This is a genomic window from Acetobacter oeni, from assembly GCF_011516825.1.
Classification (GTDB): Bacteria; Pseudomonadota; Alphaproteobacteria; order Acetobacterales; family Acetobacteraceae; genus Acetobacter; species Acetobacter oeni.
The window spans coordinates 96053-111137 of the sequence record NZ_WOTA01000010.1 but is presented as its reverse complement, the minus strand read 5'-3'; the positions used below and the strand labels follow the sequence as shown (position 1 = coordinate 111137).

Genomic DNA, 15085 nt, shown 5'->3' with positions numbered 1-15085 from the left:
AACTATTGCGTATCCTGCTTCTGCGAAGCAACGTGCCAGCCATAAAGCGCACCAATGGCGGCTGAGATCACGCGGTCCTGAATACTGTCCGCACGGCTGGTGAGAATAACCGGCACACGGGCACCCAGAACGATGCCGGCCGAAGTCGCGCCCCCCATGAAAATCAGGTTCTTGGCCAGCATATTCCCGGCTTCAAGATCAGGAACAACGAGAATCTGTGCCCGACCGGCAACCGGAGACTCAATCCCCTTGATCCGGGCCGCTTCCGGATCGATCGCGTTATCCATCGCCAGCGGCCCCTCCAGCACACCTCCGGTAATCTGCCCCCGCTCCGCCATTTTACACAGACAGGCCGCATCCACCGTGCTGGGTATCTTGCTGTTGATGATCTCAACGGCTGACAGAATTGCAACCCGCGGCGCACCCAGACCGAGACCTGTATGAAGATCGATCGCGTTCTGGGTAATGTCCCGTTTCGTATCGAGATCGGGAAAAATATTGATTGCCGCGTCCGTCACAAAGAGAAGATCGTCATAGCGCGGCGCGGCAAGCAGAAAGACATGGCTGATGCGGCGCTCGGTCCGGAGACCACCTTCAGCGGAAACGACAGCACGCATCAGAATATCTGTGTGCAGGCTTCCTTTCATCACACTCTGCACACGGCCCTCACGCGCCATGGAAACAGCTTTCGCCGCAGCGTCCACATCATCCGCAACATCGGCAATTTCACTGTCAGCCAGATCCAGTCCGGCATTTTTCGCCACCTCCCGGATTTCAGTGGCACGCCCGACAAGAACCGGATGAATCAGCCCATATTTTGCGGCGGCAAGCGCACCCTCCAGGGCATGCGCCTCACGCGGCCAGACAACGGCAGTAGGCACCCTGGGAATACCGGCGACCCGGCTGATCAGCTCTTCAAAAACACGATGGCTAAGCCCCTTATGAATGACAGGCTGCTCGGAAGCATCATGAATAAACTGACGGGTCAGAGGGGAGACATGCCCCGCATCAGATGTTTCCGGTAAACTCCCGCCCATAACCATATCTCTCCGTCTGTCAGCCACAGAATGCGGAAAGAACTATAGGCAGAGAACATCTGAGCGCACATGACGACGGGGGAATTGTCACGTCAAGATTACTATAACGTGCCTTTTTCTCGCGACGACTTCAAAGTGCTGGCCGGCTTGCTGCGCTCGCTCAGGGGTGGGTTCATCATGTCGATCAATGACAGGCCGGAGATCCGCAGTGTGCTCGCGGGCTATGAGATGGTGAGCATGCCGACCCGCTGGAACACCGGCGGCGGGTCCGGTTCAAGAGCATACTCGATCAACGCAGAACACCGCCTGCTGAAGCGCTTTCAGCTTTGTCCGGATTGAGTAAGAATTTTGTCCAGGGCAGCCCCATTTTTCGAGCATCCAAGGAATGGGTGCCCGAAACGCGGCGTGAATAACCGGTGGCGGCCCAGTGTCGTCCCACGCGATACAAAATGCTTCGTCTGCCGAAGCGGAATGCGCACCAAAATTGAATTGCAGGGAGCCACCCCACTTACTGAGTTGACGCGATTTCACCTCTATTTTCTCATTGCCTGGGCCGATCAGATCAAACCCTTTGTTCCCGCGTATTTCTCGGGCACCACCGATAAACGCGGCGACTAAATGCTCAGATAACTCGCCTAAAGCTGCGGAGAGCGTCTCGCGGCCCAATAAGGGACTGCTGATGATGTCTATAAATGCCTTACTCACTTCCGCATGCTGCTTCAGAATTGCATTTAAATCCGCAGTTACGTCTCTGATCATGAACTTTCGTCGCTTCGTGATTATTAAGTCACCATTATAACTGACGCTCCGTCGTGCTCAGCCAGCCATTCTGGTCATAGCGGCATCCTTCACACACATTCTCATCAGTTCGTGAGATTTCCGCGAATTAACGATTGTCCTGCCAGAAGAGCCATCAATGCGTCGCATCGCTACTCTTCCCGTTGCCGCCATCACGCTTAGTCCGGCAGCAGCCAGCGCGTTCTCTCCAGCCCCACCGGCATCTCACACAGAAAAGCAGCAGACCACCACCGGGCGTGTCGTGTCGGTTCTGCAAGCGATGATATGCAGCGGAGAGTGATCGGGTTGAGATCGCCAAGCGACACGCACTCGTCAGTAGTGTGACAAGCGGAACCTGACGCTGGCTTAAGCGGCAACGCTCATGAGTTCATGACCTGTGGCTCACAACGGCCACGAGCAGAATTTTTGAAAGAGTCCGAAAGACATATACTTCTGTCAGCACGGACAGTTTAATTTCGAAAATTGTAGATCAGAACTGGTGGAGCCAATGAGAATCGAACTCACGACCTCCTGAATGCCATTCAGGCGCTCTCCCAACTGAGCTATGGCCCCACTTCCGAAAAGATACCCTGCAGATACCGTCGGAGTGCGCGCGATATAGCGGGAGGAAATCTTTCTGGCAAGTCCCGAATCCGGGAATGATTACCCGGCAAGAATGCCATGCGCACGCAAAGCCTGAAGCAACGGCAGCATCGGAAGCCCCAGAATCGCGCTGTAATCGCCTTCAATCCGTTCAAACAGATGAACCCCGGGACCCTCCACCCGGTAAGCGCCCACGCAGGACAGACACGCGCCGCCATCAAGCGCAAAATACATATCAGTAAAAGTGTCGGAGAAAGCCCGCATGGTCAGCGCACAGGTCGAGACATGCTGCCAGAAAACACTCTCGCCCCGACACAGCACGACAGCGGAATGCAGATAATGCGTCCGGCCACGGAGAAACATCAGCTGATCGCGCGCCTCACTGTGTGAGCCGGGCTTGTCGAACCAGACACCTTCACAACTGAGCATCTGATCAGCGCCTGTAATCACCGCGTCCGGATCAGCATGCCTGCCGGACACGTCCAGCGCCTTGGCTGCGGCCAGCCGCAGCGCAACCGTCCCGGGCGTGTCACCGGCAGCGCGTCCGGCCTCTTTAAGAACACGCTCATCAATCTCAGCAGCCTGCACCGTGAACGGAAGACCACTGCCCGTCAGCAAAGCCGCCCGCGCAGCAGATCCACTCGCAAGTACAAGGTCTGTACTAATAAGGGCCTTCAAAGGCGTCAGTACTTCATTTTCGTCGGCACTCGATTCGATCATTCCTTTTACGCCTTTCAAAAATAACCCGACTCGAAAACACATCCGCATCTGCGGCCCGTGAGTACTTCGGTGAGTACTGTAGCGGGTACTTTGTGCGCCGATGGGGTACACGGGGATAGTACGGGAAAGCAGCGCGAAGGGTACCGAGTAACGTGGACAACCGGTACAACCCCAAACGCGGTGAGTTGTACACAGCCTCCTGGGCGGTAATTCCGGATAACTCAGAAAAACAGTGTTTTTTCAAAGACATTCATTCTGTACACATCTGGGGAAACATGGGGTACATTTTCGGAACAGCGGGTACCCCGTCATTCACAGGCCCTACTATCAACTCAACATTTCTTTATTCTCTTTTCTTGTTTAGAGATGAGCACACTGATCGAAAAAACCGGCGGACAAACAGTGACCACGAAACTCGGGACAGACGAACACAGACGGCTCCTCCGCACTCTGAAGGGTGAAGCAATGTGGCCGCCTCCGGTCTGGCTGATGAGACAGGCCGGACGGTTCCTCCCCGAATTTCGCGCCCTCCGTGAAAAAGCCGATTTCCTGACCCGTTGCATGACGCCCGACATCGCCACGGAAATCACTCTTCAGCCGATCAGGCGCTTCGCCATGGACGGCGCTATCCTGTTTTCGGATATCCTCATCCTGCCCTGGGCAATGGGACAGTCTCTCGAATTCATTGAAAATCGCGGTCCGGTTCTGGGAGCAATCAGGAACGAATCCGACCTGAACAGGCTCGATCCAAAACGGGTTCCGGACATGACAGCCCCGGTCATGGAAACATTATCCCGGTTGCGCCGGACGTTAAGGGAGCCCGTCGGAGCCGCTCAGGCCGATACGGTCACGCTGATCGGTTTCGCCGGCGCGCCGTTTACGGTGGCCTGCTACATGGTCGATGGCGGCGGCTCAAAAGAGTTCGTGCAGACCCGGCTGATGGCCTATCAGAACCCGAAGCTTTTCGACCGTCTGATCGCCCTTCTGACCGAAACCACCACCGATATGCTGTCGGCTCAGATCGACGCCGGCGCGCAGGCCGTGATGCTGTTCGATTCCTGGGCCGGATTGCTGCCGCCACTGGAATTCAGACGCCATGTGATCGACGCAACCCGGCAGATCGTCAGCGAGCTGAAGCGGCGTCACCCGGGCGTGCCAGTCATCGGTTTTCCACGTCTGGCAGGCGGAATGGCGCCGGAATACGCGCGTGAAACAGGCGTGGACGTCATGGCCCTCGATACCGGCGCGGATTTCGCCACCATCGCCGGACAGGTCAGCCCGGATCTCGTGCTCCAGGGCAATCTCGATCCCGTGTCCGTTCTGGCAGGCGGTCAGTCCATGCTGAAAGAAGCGCTTGCCATTCGCGATGCCGGCCGGGGGCGTCCCCACGTCTTCAATCTCGGCCATGGCGTGCTGCCGACCACGCCACCGGAGCATGTCGGTGAACTGATCGCGGCAATCAGAGCGGTGAACTGACATGACATCAGCCTTATCCCCGGACGGATCGCTTCGTCTCGTTATCTTCGATTGTGACGGCGTGCTGATCGACAGCGAAAGCACGAGCTGCCGGATTGTCGCTCAGGCCGCCCGGGAGGCCGGGCTCGATGTTGCCGATGAAGACGCTGTTGATCGTTTCGCCGGCAAGGCCCTGCCTGTCCTGAAGCAGGAGATCGAACAGGCGACCGGCCACGCGCTGCCATCCGACTGGACGGCACAGCTGAAAGCCCGGTTTATCGAAGCATTTGGCCGGAACGTCGATGTGATCGACGGCACCCACGCCATGCTGGAGGCTGTCAAAGCGCTCAGTCTGCCGGTACGGGTCGGGTCCAATTCCTCCATCGCGGAGATGGATGCCAAGTTCGGTGCAACCGGTCTGCAGGAGACGCTCGCAGGTCGAATCCACTCCGCGGTGGATATGAACGCCCCGAAACCGGCGCCCGATGTCTATCTGCATGCCGCAGCCGAAGAAGGGGTGAAACCTGAAAACTGCGTCGTCCTGGAAGACAGCGATACAGGCGCCCGCGCGGCTATCATAGCGGGCATGACCTGTGTTCTGTTACGGAAAAAAAATGAACCGGCTCCGGACTGGCCCGGACTTGTCAGGATCGAAACGCTGTCCGAATTTCCGCCTCTTCTGGCCACGGCGCTGACCGCGCAAAGAAAGCGGTTCGCATGATCGGGGCGCTCCAGCCCTGGTATCTCTGGCTGAAAGCGTTTCATATCATTGCTCTGATTGCCTGGATGGCAGCAACATTCTATCTGCCGCGCCTGTTCGTTTATCATTGCCAGGTTACGCCAGGCGGCCCGGAAAGCGAGCGGTTCAAGGTGATGGAACGCCTGCTGCTCCGGGCGATTATGACACCGGCCATGCTGACAACTCTGCTTTTTGGCGTGCTTCTCGTGCTGACCCCGGGCGTGATCGACTGGTCCGCCGGATGGTGGCATGTAAAACTGACTGCGGTAGCCGGAATGTTTGCGTTTCACGGCTTCTGTGCCCGCTGGCGGAGTGATTTTGCCCGGGATGCCAATCGTCACACGGAACGATTCTACCGGATGGCCAACGAGGTGCCGACGGTGCTGATGATTGTTATTGTCATCATGGTTGTGGTAAAACCGTTCTGAGACCGGCTTTAACTTAAAGAATGGTCCTCTGCGGACGCAGAATGCAAAACTAATCTTACATTTCGTATCAATCCCGCTGTTTTTTTGTCACTCTCTTCTGTGTTCACTTGTGTCAGGAAACGAGACCGGGAGTGGCCTGGTTGTCGGCAGGACAGGATAGACCATGAAACGTAGTTGGATGGCGATAGTACCGGTGGCTGTTCTCACCCTCGGTGCCTTTGCGCTTGATGGTGTCGGAACCCATGCACAGGCTCAGCCGCCTTTCCCCGGAGAAGGAGGCCCCGGCCATTTCGGTCCGGGTGGTCCCGGCAGGCTGCCATTGCTTGAGGGCATTGAGCTGACGAAAAAACAGAAAGACGCCGTACATCAGATCTTTAAAAAGAATCATGACGACAAGAATGATCTGCATAAGCAGGAGCAGGCGCTTCATGATCAGGTGGCCAGTCTCCTTCTCGCTCCAGGCAAAGTCGATACGGCACAGTTACAGACTCTGACTCAGCAGGAAGCAACTCTGCATGCACAGGCAGAAGCCGAACGTCTGGATATCGCGGTTAAGGTTCATGATATTCTGACAACGGAACAGCTGGCTCAGGCGAAAGATCGTTATGATAAAATTTCCGCGCTGCTGAATCAGTTGCACGACGTCGAGCACCCAAAGAAAGACGAGAACTGAACTTCGACGCTGATTTTGTTTATACCCGGTCTGGCCGGATAGTTTCCGGATAGCGGGGGAAGGGCGGTCCTTCCCCCGTTTTCATGGATAAACCGGGTAATTTTCAGAAATACGATCTTTTACCTGATCGTCTGAGCGCTCTTCTGCTCAGTTTCGCCAGGTGGAATTTTACGGCCGGGTTTCATCCACTTTCAGGCCCAGGTTTTCCGCGACTTCCGAGCGATCCGTGGAAACCGGAATCATAATGGCTTTGCGATCAGGCTGGTAGGCGCTGGCATTCCAGCCTCTCGCCTGCGCCAGAGCACTGACCACGCGATACACAATGGCCCAGTGTGAGTTTTTCGCCGGTGGTTTCCAGAAACGTAAGGCCAGAGCGCAGCCAGCGATGATAAAGGATGCAAGGGCTGTTGCCGTGGCAAGCCAGGACGGCGGAATCAGTCTGAAAATCGCGTTGAGGATGCTGGACGTATCCATAAGCAGGCAAGGTCTCCGAAAGACGCCTCATGGCAGGCAGAGTGCTCATGAAACATCTTTTTAAAGTAAGAGGCAGAGCCTGCTTTTACCCGTCTCCGGCTGATGTGTGTGGTTCCAGGCTGCCCGTACCCGGCAGGGACCTCAGATCCCCCCCCGGTTTAAACGGTTTCCAAAGGCTAGGGCTTTTGGTGGGCTTCAGGGCAAAGCCCTGAGAAAAGCACCTGCACTTTCCGTTAAAACTGTCATTGTCACGTCAAATACCCACCGGCGGCAAAATTCCGGAATTCAATACCCACCCGGACCCTCCCCGGGCAACCTGTATGCACTCAATACTCTGTGCCTTCTGATCTGCCCCGAAAACAGAAAGCCGGCCCCTTTCCGCAGTCATCGCAGAGCTCAGGCCGTCAGCCCGCCATCCACGCTCAGCGCCGCTCCGGTGATATAAGATGACCTGTCGCTGGCAAGAAAACTGACCAGATCAGCCACATCCGCGACTTCACCATATTTTGGAATGGCAAGAACGGAACGCAATGCATCGCCAGCTGGTCCATCAGCAGGATTAAGTTCGGTATCGATGGGCCCCGGCTGCACAACATTGACTGTGATCCCCTTCGGGCCGAGATCACGTGACAGCCCCTTTGCAAATCCGACCAGACCGGCCTTGGTCGCGCTGTAAATTGAAATACCTGGCATGGGGACACGTTCACCGAAGGCAGAACCTATCAGAATAATGCGACCACCGCTCTGCATGGCACGTGCAGCGTGAATGGATTCAACCATGACACCACGCATGTTGAGATCGAGCGTACGGGAAATATCCTCTGTGGTGATCGTATCCGGGCCACCATAAGGATAAGCGCCGGCATTACAGACGAGCGCATCAAGTCTGCCGAATTTATCGACGACTTTCTGTACCAGAGCGGCATTATCCGTGACATTTCCGCTGTCTGACTGAACAGCCAGGGCTTTACGTCCGGCCGCTTCAATTTTCGACACAATATTTCGGGCCGCTTCGGCATTCCGGGCGTAGGTAATCGCGATATCAAATCCGTCTGTCGCCAGTTTCTCAGCTATGGCAGCGCCTATGCCACGGCTTCCTCCGGTTACGATTGCAACTGGTGCACTCATGAGTCTGATCCTTTTTATCAGTGACATATCCGATCATGAATGAAAAACAGGTTTTTGTAGTCGCTGCATTTACAGAAAAAATCGAATATCAGCCGACGTGACTACAAAATTTCGTAACCGGATAAAAAAATCAAAAAACAGATGGTGTCAGATCAGAAAATCTTTTTCACGAGATCATCGCCAATCCCGAAACCCGCGCCGCTTGCAACAGCCTGACCAAAACCGGAATTGAGAAGATTGCTGAAAAAACCAGATGATTGTGGTTGTGCCTGAGCAGGTTGCGTCGAAATTTCAGGTGCGGCCGCGCCCGATTCCTGCATGACGCTATTGTGGATCGCCTGAAGCAGGGCCGTAACCTGCTGCTGCTCTGCCTGGAATGACAGAGCGACTTCACGAAGATCGAGCAGCCACTCACGCGCCTGCGTGTCACCATTGCCGGCCGCAGTCTGAAGTTTGCCGGCAAGGATCTGCAAAGCCTGCGTGGATTGTCCGGCCTGCGTCTGAAGCTGGTTATAGGCCTGGTCGATCGTCTGTATGTCCATTATCTGCATCCTTTCCAATGATAATCAGACGCGTAAAACATAGCGTCTGCTTCAGTAAGGCCAGCCGATATTTACAGAAACGATCATCAATTTTGAGGAGAAATCCTGGTGGGCGCACAAGGGCTCGAACCTTGGACCCGCTGATTAAGAGTCAGCTGCTCTACCAACTGAGCTATGCGCCCAGGATTTTCAGGACACCGGCGATATGGCACGGCGACAGGCGCGGTTTTACCAGCGGCGTCCACCAAGCGCAAGCATTGCTGAGGATTTATCTGTTGAGAAGAGCCAGAAGAGAATCAAGCTGATCCAGAGTGCGATAGGAAAAACGGATTGACCCGCCTTTTCCGTCAAACTGAACCTGCACCTGGAGCCCAAGCCTTGCAGAAAGATCCCGCTCAAGCATGGCAATCTCAGGATCGCGCCGTTCACGGGCAGGTTTTGCGGGATCTGCCGCCGGCACCTTATTAGCCTTCTGCACCAGCGCTTCTGTCTGACGAACGGAAAGATCCCTGGCAATGACCTCCCGTGCAGCGGCAACAGGATCAGGATGTCCGAGCAGGGCTCGCGCGTGTCCGGCGGATAGTTTCCCCTGTGTCACATCTTGCCGCAGCGCGGGCGGCAGCCGAAGCAGACGCAGCGTGTTAGTGATATGTGGCCTGGATTTTCCAATCGCCCGGGCAAGTTCATCCTGCGTCAGTCGATAGTCTTCAATAAGGCGACTGAACCCCTCCGCTTCTTCCATCGGATTAAGATCAGCCCGCTGAAGATTCTCGACAAGCGCTGCCGCCATGGCATCGGAATCATCAAGATCGCGTACAAGAACCGGGATTTCATGCAACCCGGCCTGCTGCGAGGCCCGCCAGCGACGTTCTCCGCCAATGATCTGATAAACCCCCGGCTTTTCCGGGTGCGGACGGGCAAGCAGCGGTTGCAGAACACCACGGGCGCGGATCGACTCAGCCAGTTCAGACAGAGCTTCTGGCTCCATGATCTGGCGCGGCTGAAACGGGCTCGGCTCCAGAGATTCAATCGGAAGGGAGCTGATGCTGCCTCCGGCCGATCCCTGCCCGCGAGGCGCTGCCGCCGCCGGGGGCTGATCGCCAAGAAGAGCGGCAAGCCCGCGGCCAAGGCGGGGACGGGGAGGGGTCTTGTTCGTGCTCACGCGGGACCTCAGCTTGTCTGGCCGGTCAGACGGGACCGTAATTCACTGGCAAGGGCGAGATAGGAGGCCGCGCCACTGGAGCGCGGATCATAGGACATCACCGGCGTGCCATGGCTCTGCGCCTCGGAAATACGGATATTACGCGGGATGACCGTTTCCATCACCGCATCACCGAAAAAGCTGCGGGCATCGGCGGCGACAAGCTCTGACAGATTATTCCGCCGGTCATACATGGTCAGCACGATGCCCGTCGTCCGGAGCGCCGGATTGAACTGCCGCCGGATATGCCCGATCGTACGGGTCAGATGGCTGATGCCTTCCAGCGCGAAAAACTCGCATTGCAGAGGCGCGATAACCCCGTCAGCCGCCACCAGAGCGTTGAGCGTCAGCAGGCCCAGACTGGGCGGACAGTCGATCAGGATATAATCGTTACTCTCAAGCAGAGGCCCGATTACATTTTTCAGACGCTGTTCCCGATTATCGACGCCGATCAGTTCGATCTCCGCCCCGACGAGTTCGGTATCGGCGGAAATGAGCTGAAGATGATCGATGCTTGAAGGTTGCAGGAGCGAGAGTGCATCCTTCTCGCCCATGAGCAGTGCGTAAGAACCAAGTTTTCTGGCGTTGTACTCCACGCCGAGCCCCGTTGAGGCATTTCCCTGCGGGTCCATATCTATGAGCACAACCCGGCTGCCCTCCTGGGCCAGAGCTGCAGCCAGATTGATGGCCGTCGTGGTCTTTCCAACGCCGCCTTTCTGATTTGCGATTGCAAGGATAACGGCGCGTTTCGGCTCCCTTGCGGAGCGATTATCGGTTTTTGTCTTGCTGGTATGCGAGGATTCAGACACGCCGGATGTCACTTATTTTCAGGATGACGCCGCCTGATGTGCGGCCGGGAATTTGACTGACTGACATGTGCCAGTCGCGCGCGGCGTCGGTCAACTCATCCGGCGCATGTTCTCCCTTAAGAAAGAGGGCATACCCATCCGGCACCAGTAATTTCTCAGTCCAGCTCAGAAGCTGTGAGAGGCTGGCCAGCGCGCGGGCTGTTACGACCGGTGCCGGTAAAATCTCAACGTTTTCAATCCGCTGATCCAGAACGCGTGTCCGGCAGCCCGTGACCCGGCTGGCTTCTCTCAGAAAAGCAGCCTTGCGCCGGTCGGATTCGATCAGGGTCACATCCGCGTCCGCCGCAATGGCAAGTATTATACCGGGGAAGCCGCCACCCGAGCCCAGATCGGTTATCCGTGTGCCTTTTTCCACCAGCGGGACAAGTTGCAGGCAATCCCGGATATGGCGTTCCCACAGATGAGGAACATCCCGGGCCGAGATCAGATTGATACGGGCCGTCCAGCGCGTCAGAAGTTCAGCGAAACAGGCGAGCCGTTCCTGCGTTTCACGTGAAACGTCAGGCAGATGATGATCCTGGAAAGACATCACGCAGCCTGCCGCAGATGAGCCAGCAGAGCCATGAGAGCAGACGGCGTCATCCCGGGAATACGCTGTGCCGCCGCGAAATTTGCAGGACGCGCGCGTTGCAGGCGCTCCCGCATTTCGTTGCTCAGACCTCCAACACAGGTAAAGTCAAACCCTGCGGGGACAGTAATGGCTGATTCCGTGTGGAGCTGTTTGATTTCGCGGGCCTGCCTTGCAAGATATCCGCTGTAGCGTGCTTCTGTTTCGATATGCGTGCGGATGCGGGGCGGAAGTTCCGCAAACCAGGGCGCTAGCCGGCCCGCAATGGCGGGATCTGTTCCCGAGGCCAGTACGTCAAACAGAGTGCGCCGGCGTCCGTCCTGAGAGACCGTCATGCCGGCTTCCGCCAGAGAAGCCGGAAGCCAGGTCGCGCTTCGTGTCTGCTCGGTCGCTTTTTGCAAAGCGTCTTCCATTTGTGTGAAAATACGCGCCCGTTCCGGACCAACACACTCCCAGGCCATTCCATGCGGTGTCAGTCGAAGATCAGCATTGTCAGCCCGCAGGGTGAGGCGATATTCGGCCCGCGATGTAAACATGCGATAGGGTTCCGACACCCCCTGCGTGACAAGGTCATCCACCATAACGCCGATATAAGCTTCGCTGCGATCGATGGTGACGGGCGTACGCCCCCGGGCGCGACGCGCGGCATTTATGCCTGCCAGCAGCCCCTGGGCCGCCGCTTCCTCATAGCCCGTCGTGCCGTTGATCTGGCCCGCCAGATACAGTCCCGGAATGGCATGCAGTTCCAGCGTGTTCGCGAGCGCCCGCGGGTCGATATAATCGTATTCGACCGCATATCCCGGCCTGACGATCCGGGCCTTTTCCAGCCCCGGAATCGTCCGGATCATAGCCTCCTGAACGTCAGGCGGCAGGCTGGTGGAAATGCCGTTCGGATAAACCAGATCCCCGCCCGGATTGCCCGGAAGCGCCTCAGGCTCAAGAAAAATCTGATGTGATGTGCGGTCAGCGAAACGCACAACCTTGTCTTCAATGGACGGGCAGTATCGTGGCCCGCGTCCGGCAATCGCTCCGCCATAGACTGCGGAAAGATGCAGACTTTCACGGATGATATCGTGAGTGCGCTCATTCGTCGCCGTGATCCGGCAGGAAATCTGCGGATTGGTGATCCTCTCCGTCAGACGCGAAAAAGGCTCGGGAGCAGCATCGCCGCGATCTTCCGGCAACGACTCCCAGTCAATACTGCCGCGATCAAGACGGGCCGGCGTCCCGGTCTTGAGACGCCCCATCGGGAGACCAAGCGCTTCCAGTCGCAGTCCCAGCGCATTGGCGGGGCGATCGCCAACACGCCCCGCTGGCTCGGACACATGCCCAAAATGGATCACACCACGCAGAAATGTTCCGGCGGCAATAACAACGGAAGGCGCATGCAGTGTGGTTCCGTCTTCGCAGACAACACCCGAGACCGACCCGTCCGGCGCAAGAAGAAGGTCATCCGCCAGACCTTTCTCAATCGTGAGGTTGTCAGTCCCGTCCAGCAGATCATTGACAGCCTGACGATAGAGTCCCCGATCAGCCTGAGCGCGAGGGCCATGAACAGCAGGACCTTTGGAGCGATTAAGAAGTTTGAAATGAATACCGGCAGCATCCGCCGCGCGTCCCATAATGCCATCCAGCGCATCGATCTCGCGGACGAGATGCCCCTTGCCAATGCCTCCGATAGCCGGATTACAGGACATGGCACCGATCGTGTCGCGACGCTGGGTCAGCAGAAGAGTGTCGGCACCACAGCGCGCCGCCGCCGCTGCCGCTTCACAGCCGGCGTGACCTCCTCCGACGACAATAACGTCGAATCGCGTCTTCATGGTGTCCGTTCCCTTACTTCCCGATGCAGAACTGTCCGAAGACCGTATCCAGTATGTCTTCCACGCCCACTTCCCCGGTCAGCCGCCCCAGAGCCCGCATGGCCAGACGCAGTTCCTCGCCGCGCATCTCCGGCCAGTCGAGCCGCAAAGCCGCCTCCAGACTCGTCCTGGCTTCTTCGGCCGCGGCGCGGTGGCGCGCCCGGGTCAGCGGCGGTCCGCCGCTGCCAGCGGTGAGCGCCCGAACTTTTGTCTCAAGTGTCGCCTGAAAATGTGAAAGTCCTTCTCCGGTTCTGATGCTGATCCCGGAGACAGGCGTGTCCCTGATTACGGCAGGAGCGGGGTGAAGATCAATCTTATTACAGACGGCGATGGCATCGGGGAGCAGGAAGTCGGGCGCATCACCAGCCTCAAACATCTGAATCACGCCATCAGAATGTTCCACGTGAAACATCGCTCTTCTGACACCCTCGGCCTCGACCGGGTCTGTCGTCTCACGCAGTCCGGCCGTATCCACGATGGTGATTTTAGTGCCCGCCAGAACGATGGCGATCTCGATGGCATCCCGCGTCGTGCCGGCAACGGATGAAACGATGGCGGCATCGCGCCCGACGAGCCAGTTGAGAAGACTGGATTTGCCGGCATTGGGCGGCCCTGCGATCGCAAAAACCAGCCCGCGACGAATCCGCTCACCCCGGTTTCCGTCAGAAAGATGAGTCGTGATTTCATCGTTCAGAGCCGCGATTTCAGCCAGAAGACCTTCTTCCACTTCGGGCGGAAGATCCTCATCGGGAAAGTCGATCAGAGCTTCCTGTTGCGCGAGAATAATCCTGAGGCGATCGGCCCAGCCGCGATAAAGCGTGCTCAGCGCGCCATCGACCTGAGACAGTGCCTGACGACGCTGCGCTTCGGTCTCCGAGGCAATGAGATCAGCGATTCCTTCAGCTTCGGTCAGATCGATGCGCCCGTGCATGAAAGCGCGCCGGGTGAACTCACCCGGTTCAGCCGGACGGGCGCCGGCTTCGACGAGTGCATCGGCAACGGCGGAAATCACCGCCGGACCGGCATGGAGATGTAGTTCGAAGCTGTCTTCGCCGGTATAACTGTTCGGAGACGGAAACCAGAGAACCAGCGCGTCATCGAGATGATCTTCGCCGGACGCCGCATCCCGCCAGAGGCCGAGGAGCGCAGCCCGACGTGGCGGCGGCAGTTTCCCCGATAATTTCCTCAGAATATCCCCGCTGCCTTCGCCACTGACCCGCATGATCGCGATAGCAGCACGCCCGTTTCCTGTGGCGAGTGCGAAAACAGGTTCAAGACCCGTCGGACGAGAATCAGGTAAGGGTATGGACAAGAAATGTAATTCCGTTTGACGGGTCGGCATTGCAGGCACAAAGATGCTAACATGTCATGACTTTTTCAGTGACATGCAAGGTCGGAACAATGCCTCAGCTTTCGCTTCATTCGCCTCTGGGGCCACTCACGTTGTCGGAAGAGGATGGCGCCATTATTGCCCTCGATTGGGGCTGGGGGCGGGATCAGACAGAAACGGAACTGCTGGTGGCCGCCAGGGCATGGCTGCATGCATGGTTCGACAAGCCTGAAGGGGCCTTCCCGTTTCCGCTGAAACCTGAAGGAACTCCTTATCAGAAAAAGGTCTGGGAGATTTTATTGCAAATCCCGACTGGCGAGGTCCGGACGTATAGCAGTATCGCATCTGAGGCAGGCGGTTCCCCCCGTTCGGTCGGACAGGCTGTCGGGCGAAATCCCATTCCGATCCTTATCCCCTGTCACAGGGTCGTCGCGGCCCGTTCTATGGGAGGATATTCCGGCGACGGCGGGATTGATGACAAGATATGGCTGCTCGAATTTGAAGGCGCGCGGCCGGTTCATCCGCATATGGAGCCGTCCGGGTCCTGATGCTACCATCAGCAAATATCCGGTTTCCCCGGGTTCATTCCGGCGGAGATGTTGCATTGTGATGCGTTTCTGCTCCGAAAGAATAAGACTTGCTGTTCCTGAGAGTCCCGGGCAGTGCTTTGAAATGTCAG

At 57.2% G+C, this 15085-nt stretch carries 17 protein-coding genes and 2 tRNA genes; 6 read left to right on the top strand and 13 right to left on the bottom strand.

The window, feature by feature from the left end; all coding sequences use genetic code 11:
- Nucleotides 1–2 precede the first annotated feature (2 nt).
- Nucleotides 3–1037: a bifunctional enoyl-CoA hydratase/phosphate acetyltransferase gene (locus GOB90_RS08685; RefSeq protein ID WP_146889385.1), complete on the bottom strand. Its 1035-nt coding sequence runs from the start codon at nucleotides 1035–1037 to the stop codon at nucleotides 3–5.
- 69 nt (nucleotides 1038–1106) lie between these two features.
- Between GOB90_RS08685 and GOB90_RS18970 the strand changes: the two genes are divergently transcribed.
- The gene (locus tag GOB90_RS18970) at nucleotides 1107–1376 is read left to right on the top strand and encodes a hypothetical protein (protein WP_146889390.1); all 270 of its coding nucleotides are present in this window, start codon (nucleotides 1107–1109) and stop codon (nucleotides 1374–1376) included.
- Here the strand turns inward: GOB90_RS18970 and GOB90_RS08680 are convergent.
- From GOB90_RS08680 to GOB90_RS08670, 3 genes are all read right to left on the bottom strand, one after another.
- Nucleotides 1311–1796, bottom strand: coding sequence for a hypothetical protein (locus GOB90_RS08680; protein WP_146889393.1), 486 nt, complete (start codon nucleotides 1794–1796; stop codon nucleotides 1311–1313). The two genes, GOB90_RS18970 and GOB90_RS08680, sit on opposite strands and share 66 nt — an antisense overlap.
- 515 nt (nucleotides 1797–2311) lie before the next feature.
- Nucleotides 2312–2387: transfer RNA gene (locus GOB90_RS08675), tRNA-Ala, on the bottom strand.
- A 90-nt stretch (nucleotides 2388–2477) separates the two neighbouring features.
- Nucleotides 2478–3137, bottom strand: coding sequence for a Maf family protein (locus tag GOB90_RS08670; protein ID WP_146889397.1), 660 nt, complete (start codon nucleotides 3135–3137; stop codon nucleotides 2478–2480).
- Between the two features lie 366 nt (nucleotides 3138–3503).
- Between GOB90_RS08670 and hemE the strand changes: the two genes are divergently transcribed.
- From hemE to GOB90_RS08650, 4 genes are all read left to right on the top strand, one after another.
- Nucleotides 3504–4613 carry a uroporphyrinogen decarboxylase gene (gene hemE / locus GOB90_RS08665; protein ID WP_146889400.1) on the top strand — a complete coding sequence of 370 codons (1110 nt, stop codon included), beginning with the start codon at nucleotides 3504–3506 and terminating at the stop codon, nucleotides 4611–4613.
- A 1-nt stretch (nucleotide 4614) separates the two neighbouring features.
- A complete protein-coding gene (locus GOB90_RS08660) occupies nucleotides 4615–5313 on the top strand; it encodes an HAD family hydrolase (RefSeq protein ID WP_146889403.1) in 699 nt (232 codons plus the stop codon).
- Nucleotides 5310–5759 (top strand): protoporphyrinogen oxidase HemJ, encoded by a 450-nt coding sequence (hemJ, locus tag GOB90_RS08655; protein ID WP_146889406.1) that lies wholly within the window; start codon nucleotides 5310–5312, stop codon nucleotides 5757–5759. The genes GOB90_RS08660 and hemJ overlap by 4 nt, the downstream gene beginning before the upstream one ends.
- A gap of 163 nt (nucleotides 5760–5922) precedes the next feature.
- Nucleotides 5923–6432, top strand: a complete 510-nt coding sequence (locus GOB90_RS08650; protein WP_146889410.1) for a Spy/CpxP family protein refolding chaperone — start codon at nucleotides 5923–5925, stop codon at nucleotides 6430–6432.
- 168 nt (nucleotides 6433–6600) lie between these two features.
- On the opposite strand, the gene GOB90_RS08645 is transcribed toward GOB90_RS08650, so the two are convergent.
- From GOB90_RS08645 to mnmE, 9 genes are all read right to left on the bottom strand, one after another.
- Nucleotides 6601–6906, bottom strand: coding sequence for a hypothetical protein (locus GOB90_RS08645; protein ID WP_146889414.1), 306 nt, complete (start codon nucleotides 6904–6906; stop codon nucleotides 6601–6603).
- A gap of 396 nt (nucleotides 6907–7302) precedes the next feature.
- Complete coding sequence (locus GOB90_RS08640) at nucleotides 7303–8034, bottom strand: SDR family NAD(P)-dependent oxidoreductase (RefSeq protein ID WP_146889419.1); 732 nt, start codon at nucleotides 8032–8034, stop codon at nucleotides 7303–7305.
- Between the two features lie 152 nt (nucleotides 8035–8186).
- The gene (locus GOB90_RS08635) at nucleotides 8187–8576 is read right to left on the bottom strand and encodes a hypothetical protein (RefSeq protein WP_146889422.1); all 390 of its coding nucleotides are present in this window, start codon (nucleotides 8574–8576) and stop codon (nucleotides 8187–8189) included.
- 106 nt (nucleotides 8577–8682) lie between these two features.
- Nucleotides 8683–8758: transfer RNA gene (locus GOB90_RS08630), tRNA-Lys, on the bottom strand.
- A gap of 86 nt (nucleotides 8759–8844) precedes the next feature.
- Entirely contained in the window at nucleotides 8845–9738 is an 894-nt protein-coding gene (locus GOB90_RS08625; protein WP_146889425.1) for a ParB/RepB/Spo0J family partition protein, read from the bottom strand.
- Nucleotides 9739–9746: 8 nt separating this feature from the next.
- Nucleotides 9747–10586 (bottom strand): ParA family protein, encoded by an 840-nt coding sequence (locus GOB90_RS08620; RefSeq protein WP_146889428.1) that lies wholly within the window; start codon nucleotides 10584–10586, stop codon nucleotides 9747–9749.
- Complete coding sequence (gene rsmG / locus GOB90_RS08615) at nucleotides 10579–11175, bottom strand: 16S rRNA (guanine(527)-N(7))-methyltransferase RsmG (RefSeq protein WP_146889431.1); 597 nt, start codon at nucleotides 11173–11175, stop codon at nucleotides 10579–10581. The genes GOB90_RS08620 and rsmG overlap by 8 nt, the downstream gene beginning before the upstream one ends.
- Nucleotides 11175–13037, bottom strand: coding sequence for a tRNA uridine-5-carboxymethylaminomethyl(34) synthesis enzyme MnmG (gene mnmG, locus GOB90_RS08610; RefSeq protein WP_146889434.1), 1863 nt, complete (start codon nucleotides 13035–13037; stop codon nucleotides 11175–11177). Before mnmG ends, rsmG begins: the two co-directional genes overlap by 1 nt.
- Before the next feature lie 13 nt (nucleotides 13038–13050).
- The gene (mnmE, locus tag GOB90_RS08605) at nucleotides 13051–14382 is read right to left on the bottom strand and encodes a tRNA uridine-5-carboxymethylaminomethyl(34) synthesis GTPase MnmE (protein WP_261765980.1); all 1332 of its coding nucleotides are present in this window, start codon (nucleotides 14380–14382) and stop codon (nucleotides 13051–13053) included.
- Nucleotides 14383–14477: 95 nt separating this feature from the next.
- Between mnmE and GOB90_RS08600 the strand changes: the two genes are divergently transcribed.
- A complete protein-coding gene (locus tag GOB90_RS08600; protein ID WP_146889514.1) occupies nucleotides 14478–14954 on the top strand; it encodes a methylated-DNA--[protein]-cysteine S-methyltransferase in 477 nt (158 codons plus the stop codon).
- Nucleotides 14955–15085: the final 131 nt, after the last annotated feature.

Excerpts from the sequence above, each read along its gene's own strand:
- GOB90_RS08685 (WP_146889385.1), bottom strand. The coding sequence starts at position 1,037 with ATGGGCGGGAGTTTACCGGAAACATCTGATGCGGGGCATGTCTCCCCT.
- GOB90_RS18970 (WP_146889390.1), top strand. The coding sequence starts at position 1,107 with ATGACGACGGGGGAATTGTCACGTCAAGATTACTATAACGTGCCTTTT.
- GOB90_RS08680 (WP_146889393.1), bottom strand. The coding sequence starts at position 1,796 with ATGATCAGAGACGTAACTGCGGATTTAAATGCAATTCTGAAGCAGCAT.
- GOB90_RS08670 (WP_146889397.1), bottom strand. The coding sequence starts at position 3,137 with ATGATCGAATCGAGTGCCGACGAAAATGAAGTACTGACGCCTTTGAAG.
- hemE (WP_146889400.1), top strand. The coding sequence starts at position 3,504 with ATGAGCACACTGATCGAAAAAACCGGCGGACAAACAGTGACCACGAAA.
- GOB90_RS08660 (WP_146889403.1), top strand. The coding sequence starts at position 4,615 with ATGACATCAGCCTTATCCCCGGACGGATCGCTTCGTCTCGTTATCTTC.
- hemJ (WP_146889406.1), top strand. The coding sequence starts at position 5,310 with ATGATCGGGGCGCTCCAGCCCTGGTATCTCTGGCTGAAAGCGTTTCAT.
- GOB90_RS08650 (WP_146889410.1), top strand. The coding sequence starts at position 5,923 with ATGAAACGTAGTTGGATGGCGATAGTACCGGTGGCTGTTCTCACCCTC.
- GOB90_RS08645 (WP_146889414.1), bottom strand. The coding sequence starts at position 6,906 with ATGGATACGTCCAGCATCCTCAACGCGATTTTCAGACTGATTCCGCCG.
- GOB90_RS08640 (WP_146889419.1), bottom strand. The coding sequence starts at position 8,034 with ATGAGTGCACCAGTTGCAATCGTAACCGGAGGAAGCCGTGGCATAGGC.
- GOB90_RS08635 (WP_146889422.1), bottom strand. The coding sequence starts at position 8,576 with ATGGACATACAGACGATCGACCAGGCCTATAACCAGCTTCAGACGCAG.
- rsmG (WP_146889431.1), bottom strand. The coding sequence starts at position 11,175 with ATGTCTTTCCAGGATCATCATCTGCCTGACGTTTCACGTGAAACGCAG.
- mnmG (WP_146889434.1), bottom strand. The coding sequence starts at position 13,037 with ATGAAGACGCGATTCGACGTTATTGTCGTCGGAGGAGGTCACGCCGGC.
- GOB90_RS08600 (WP_146889514.1), top strand. The coding sequence starts at position 14,478 with ATGCCTCAGCTTTCGCTTCATTCGCCTCTGGGGCCACTCACGTTGTCG.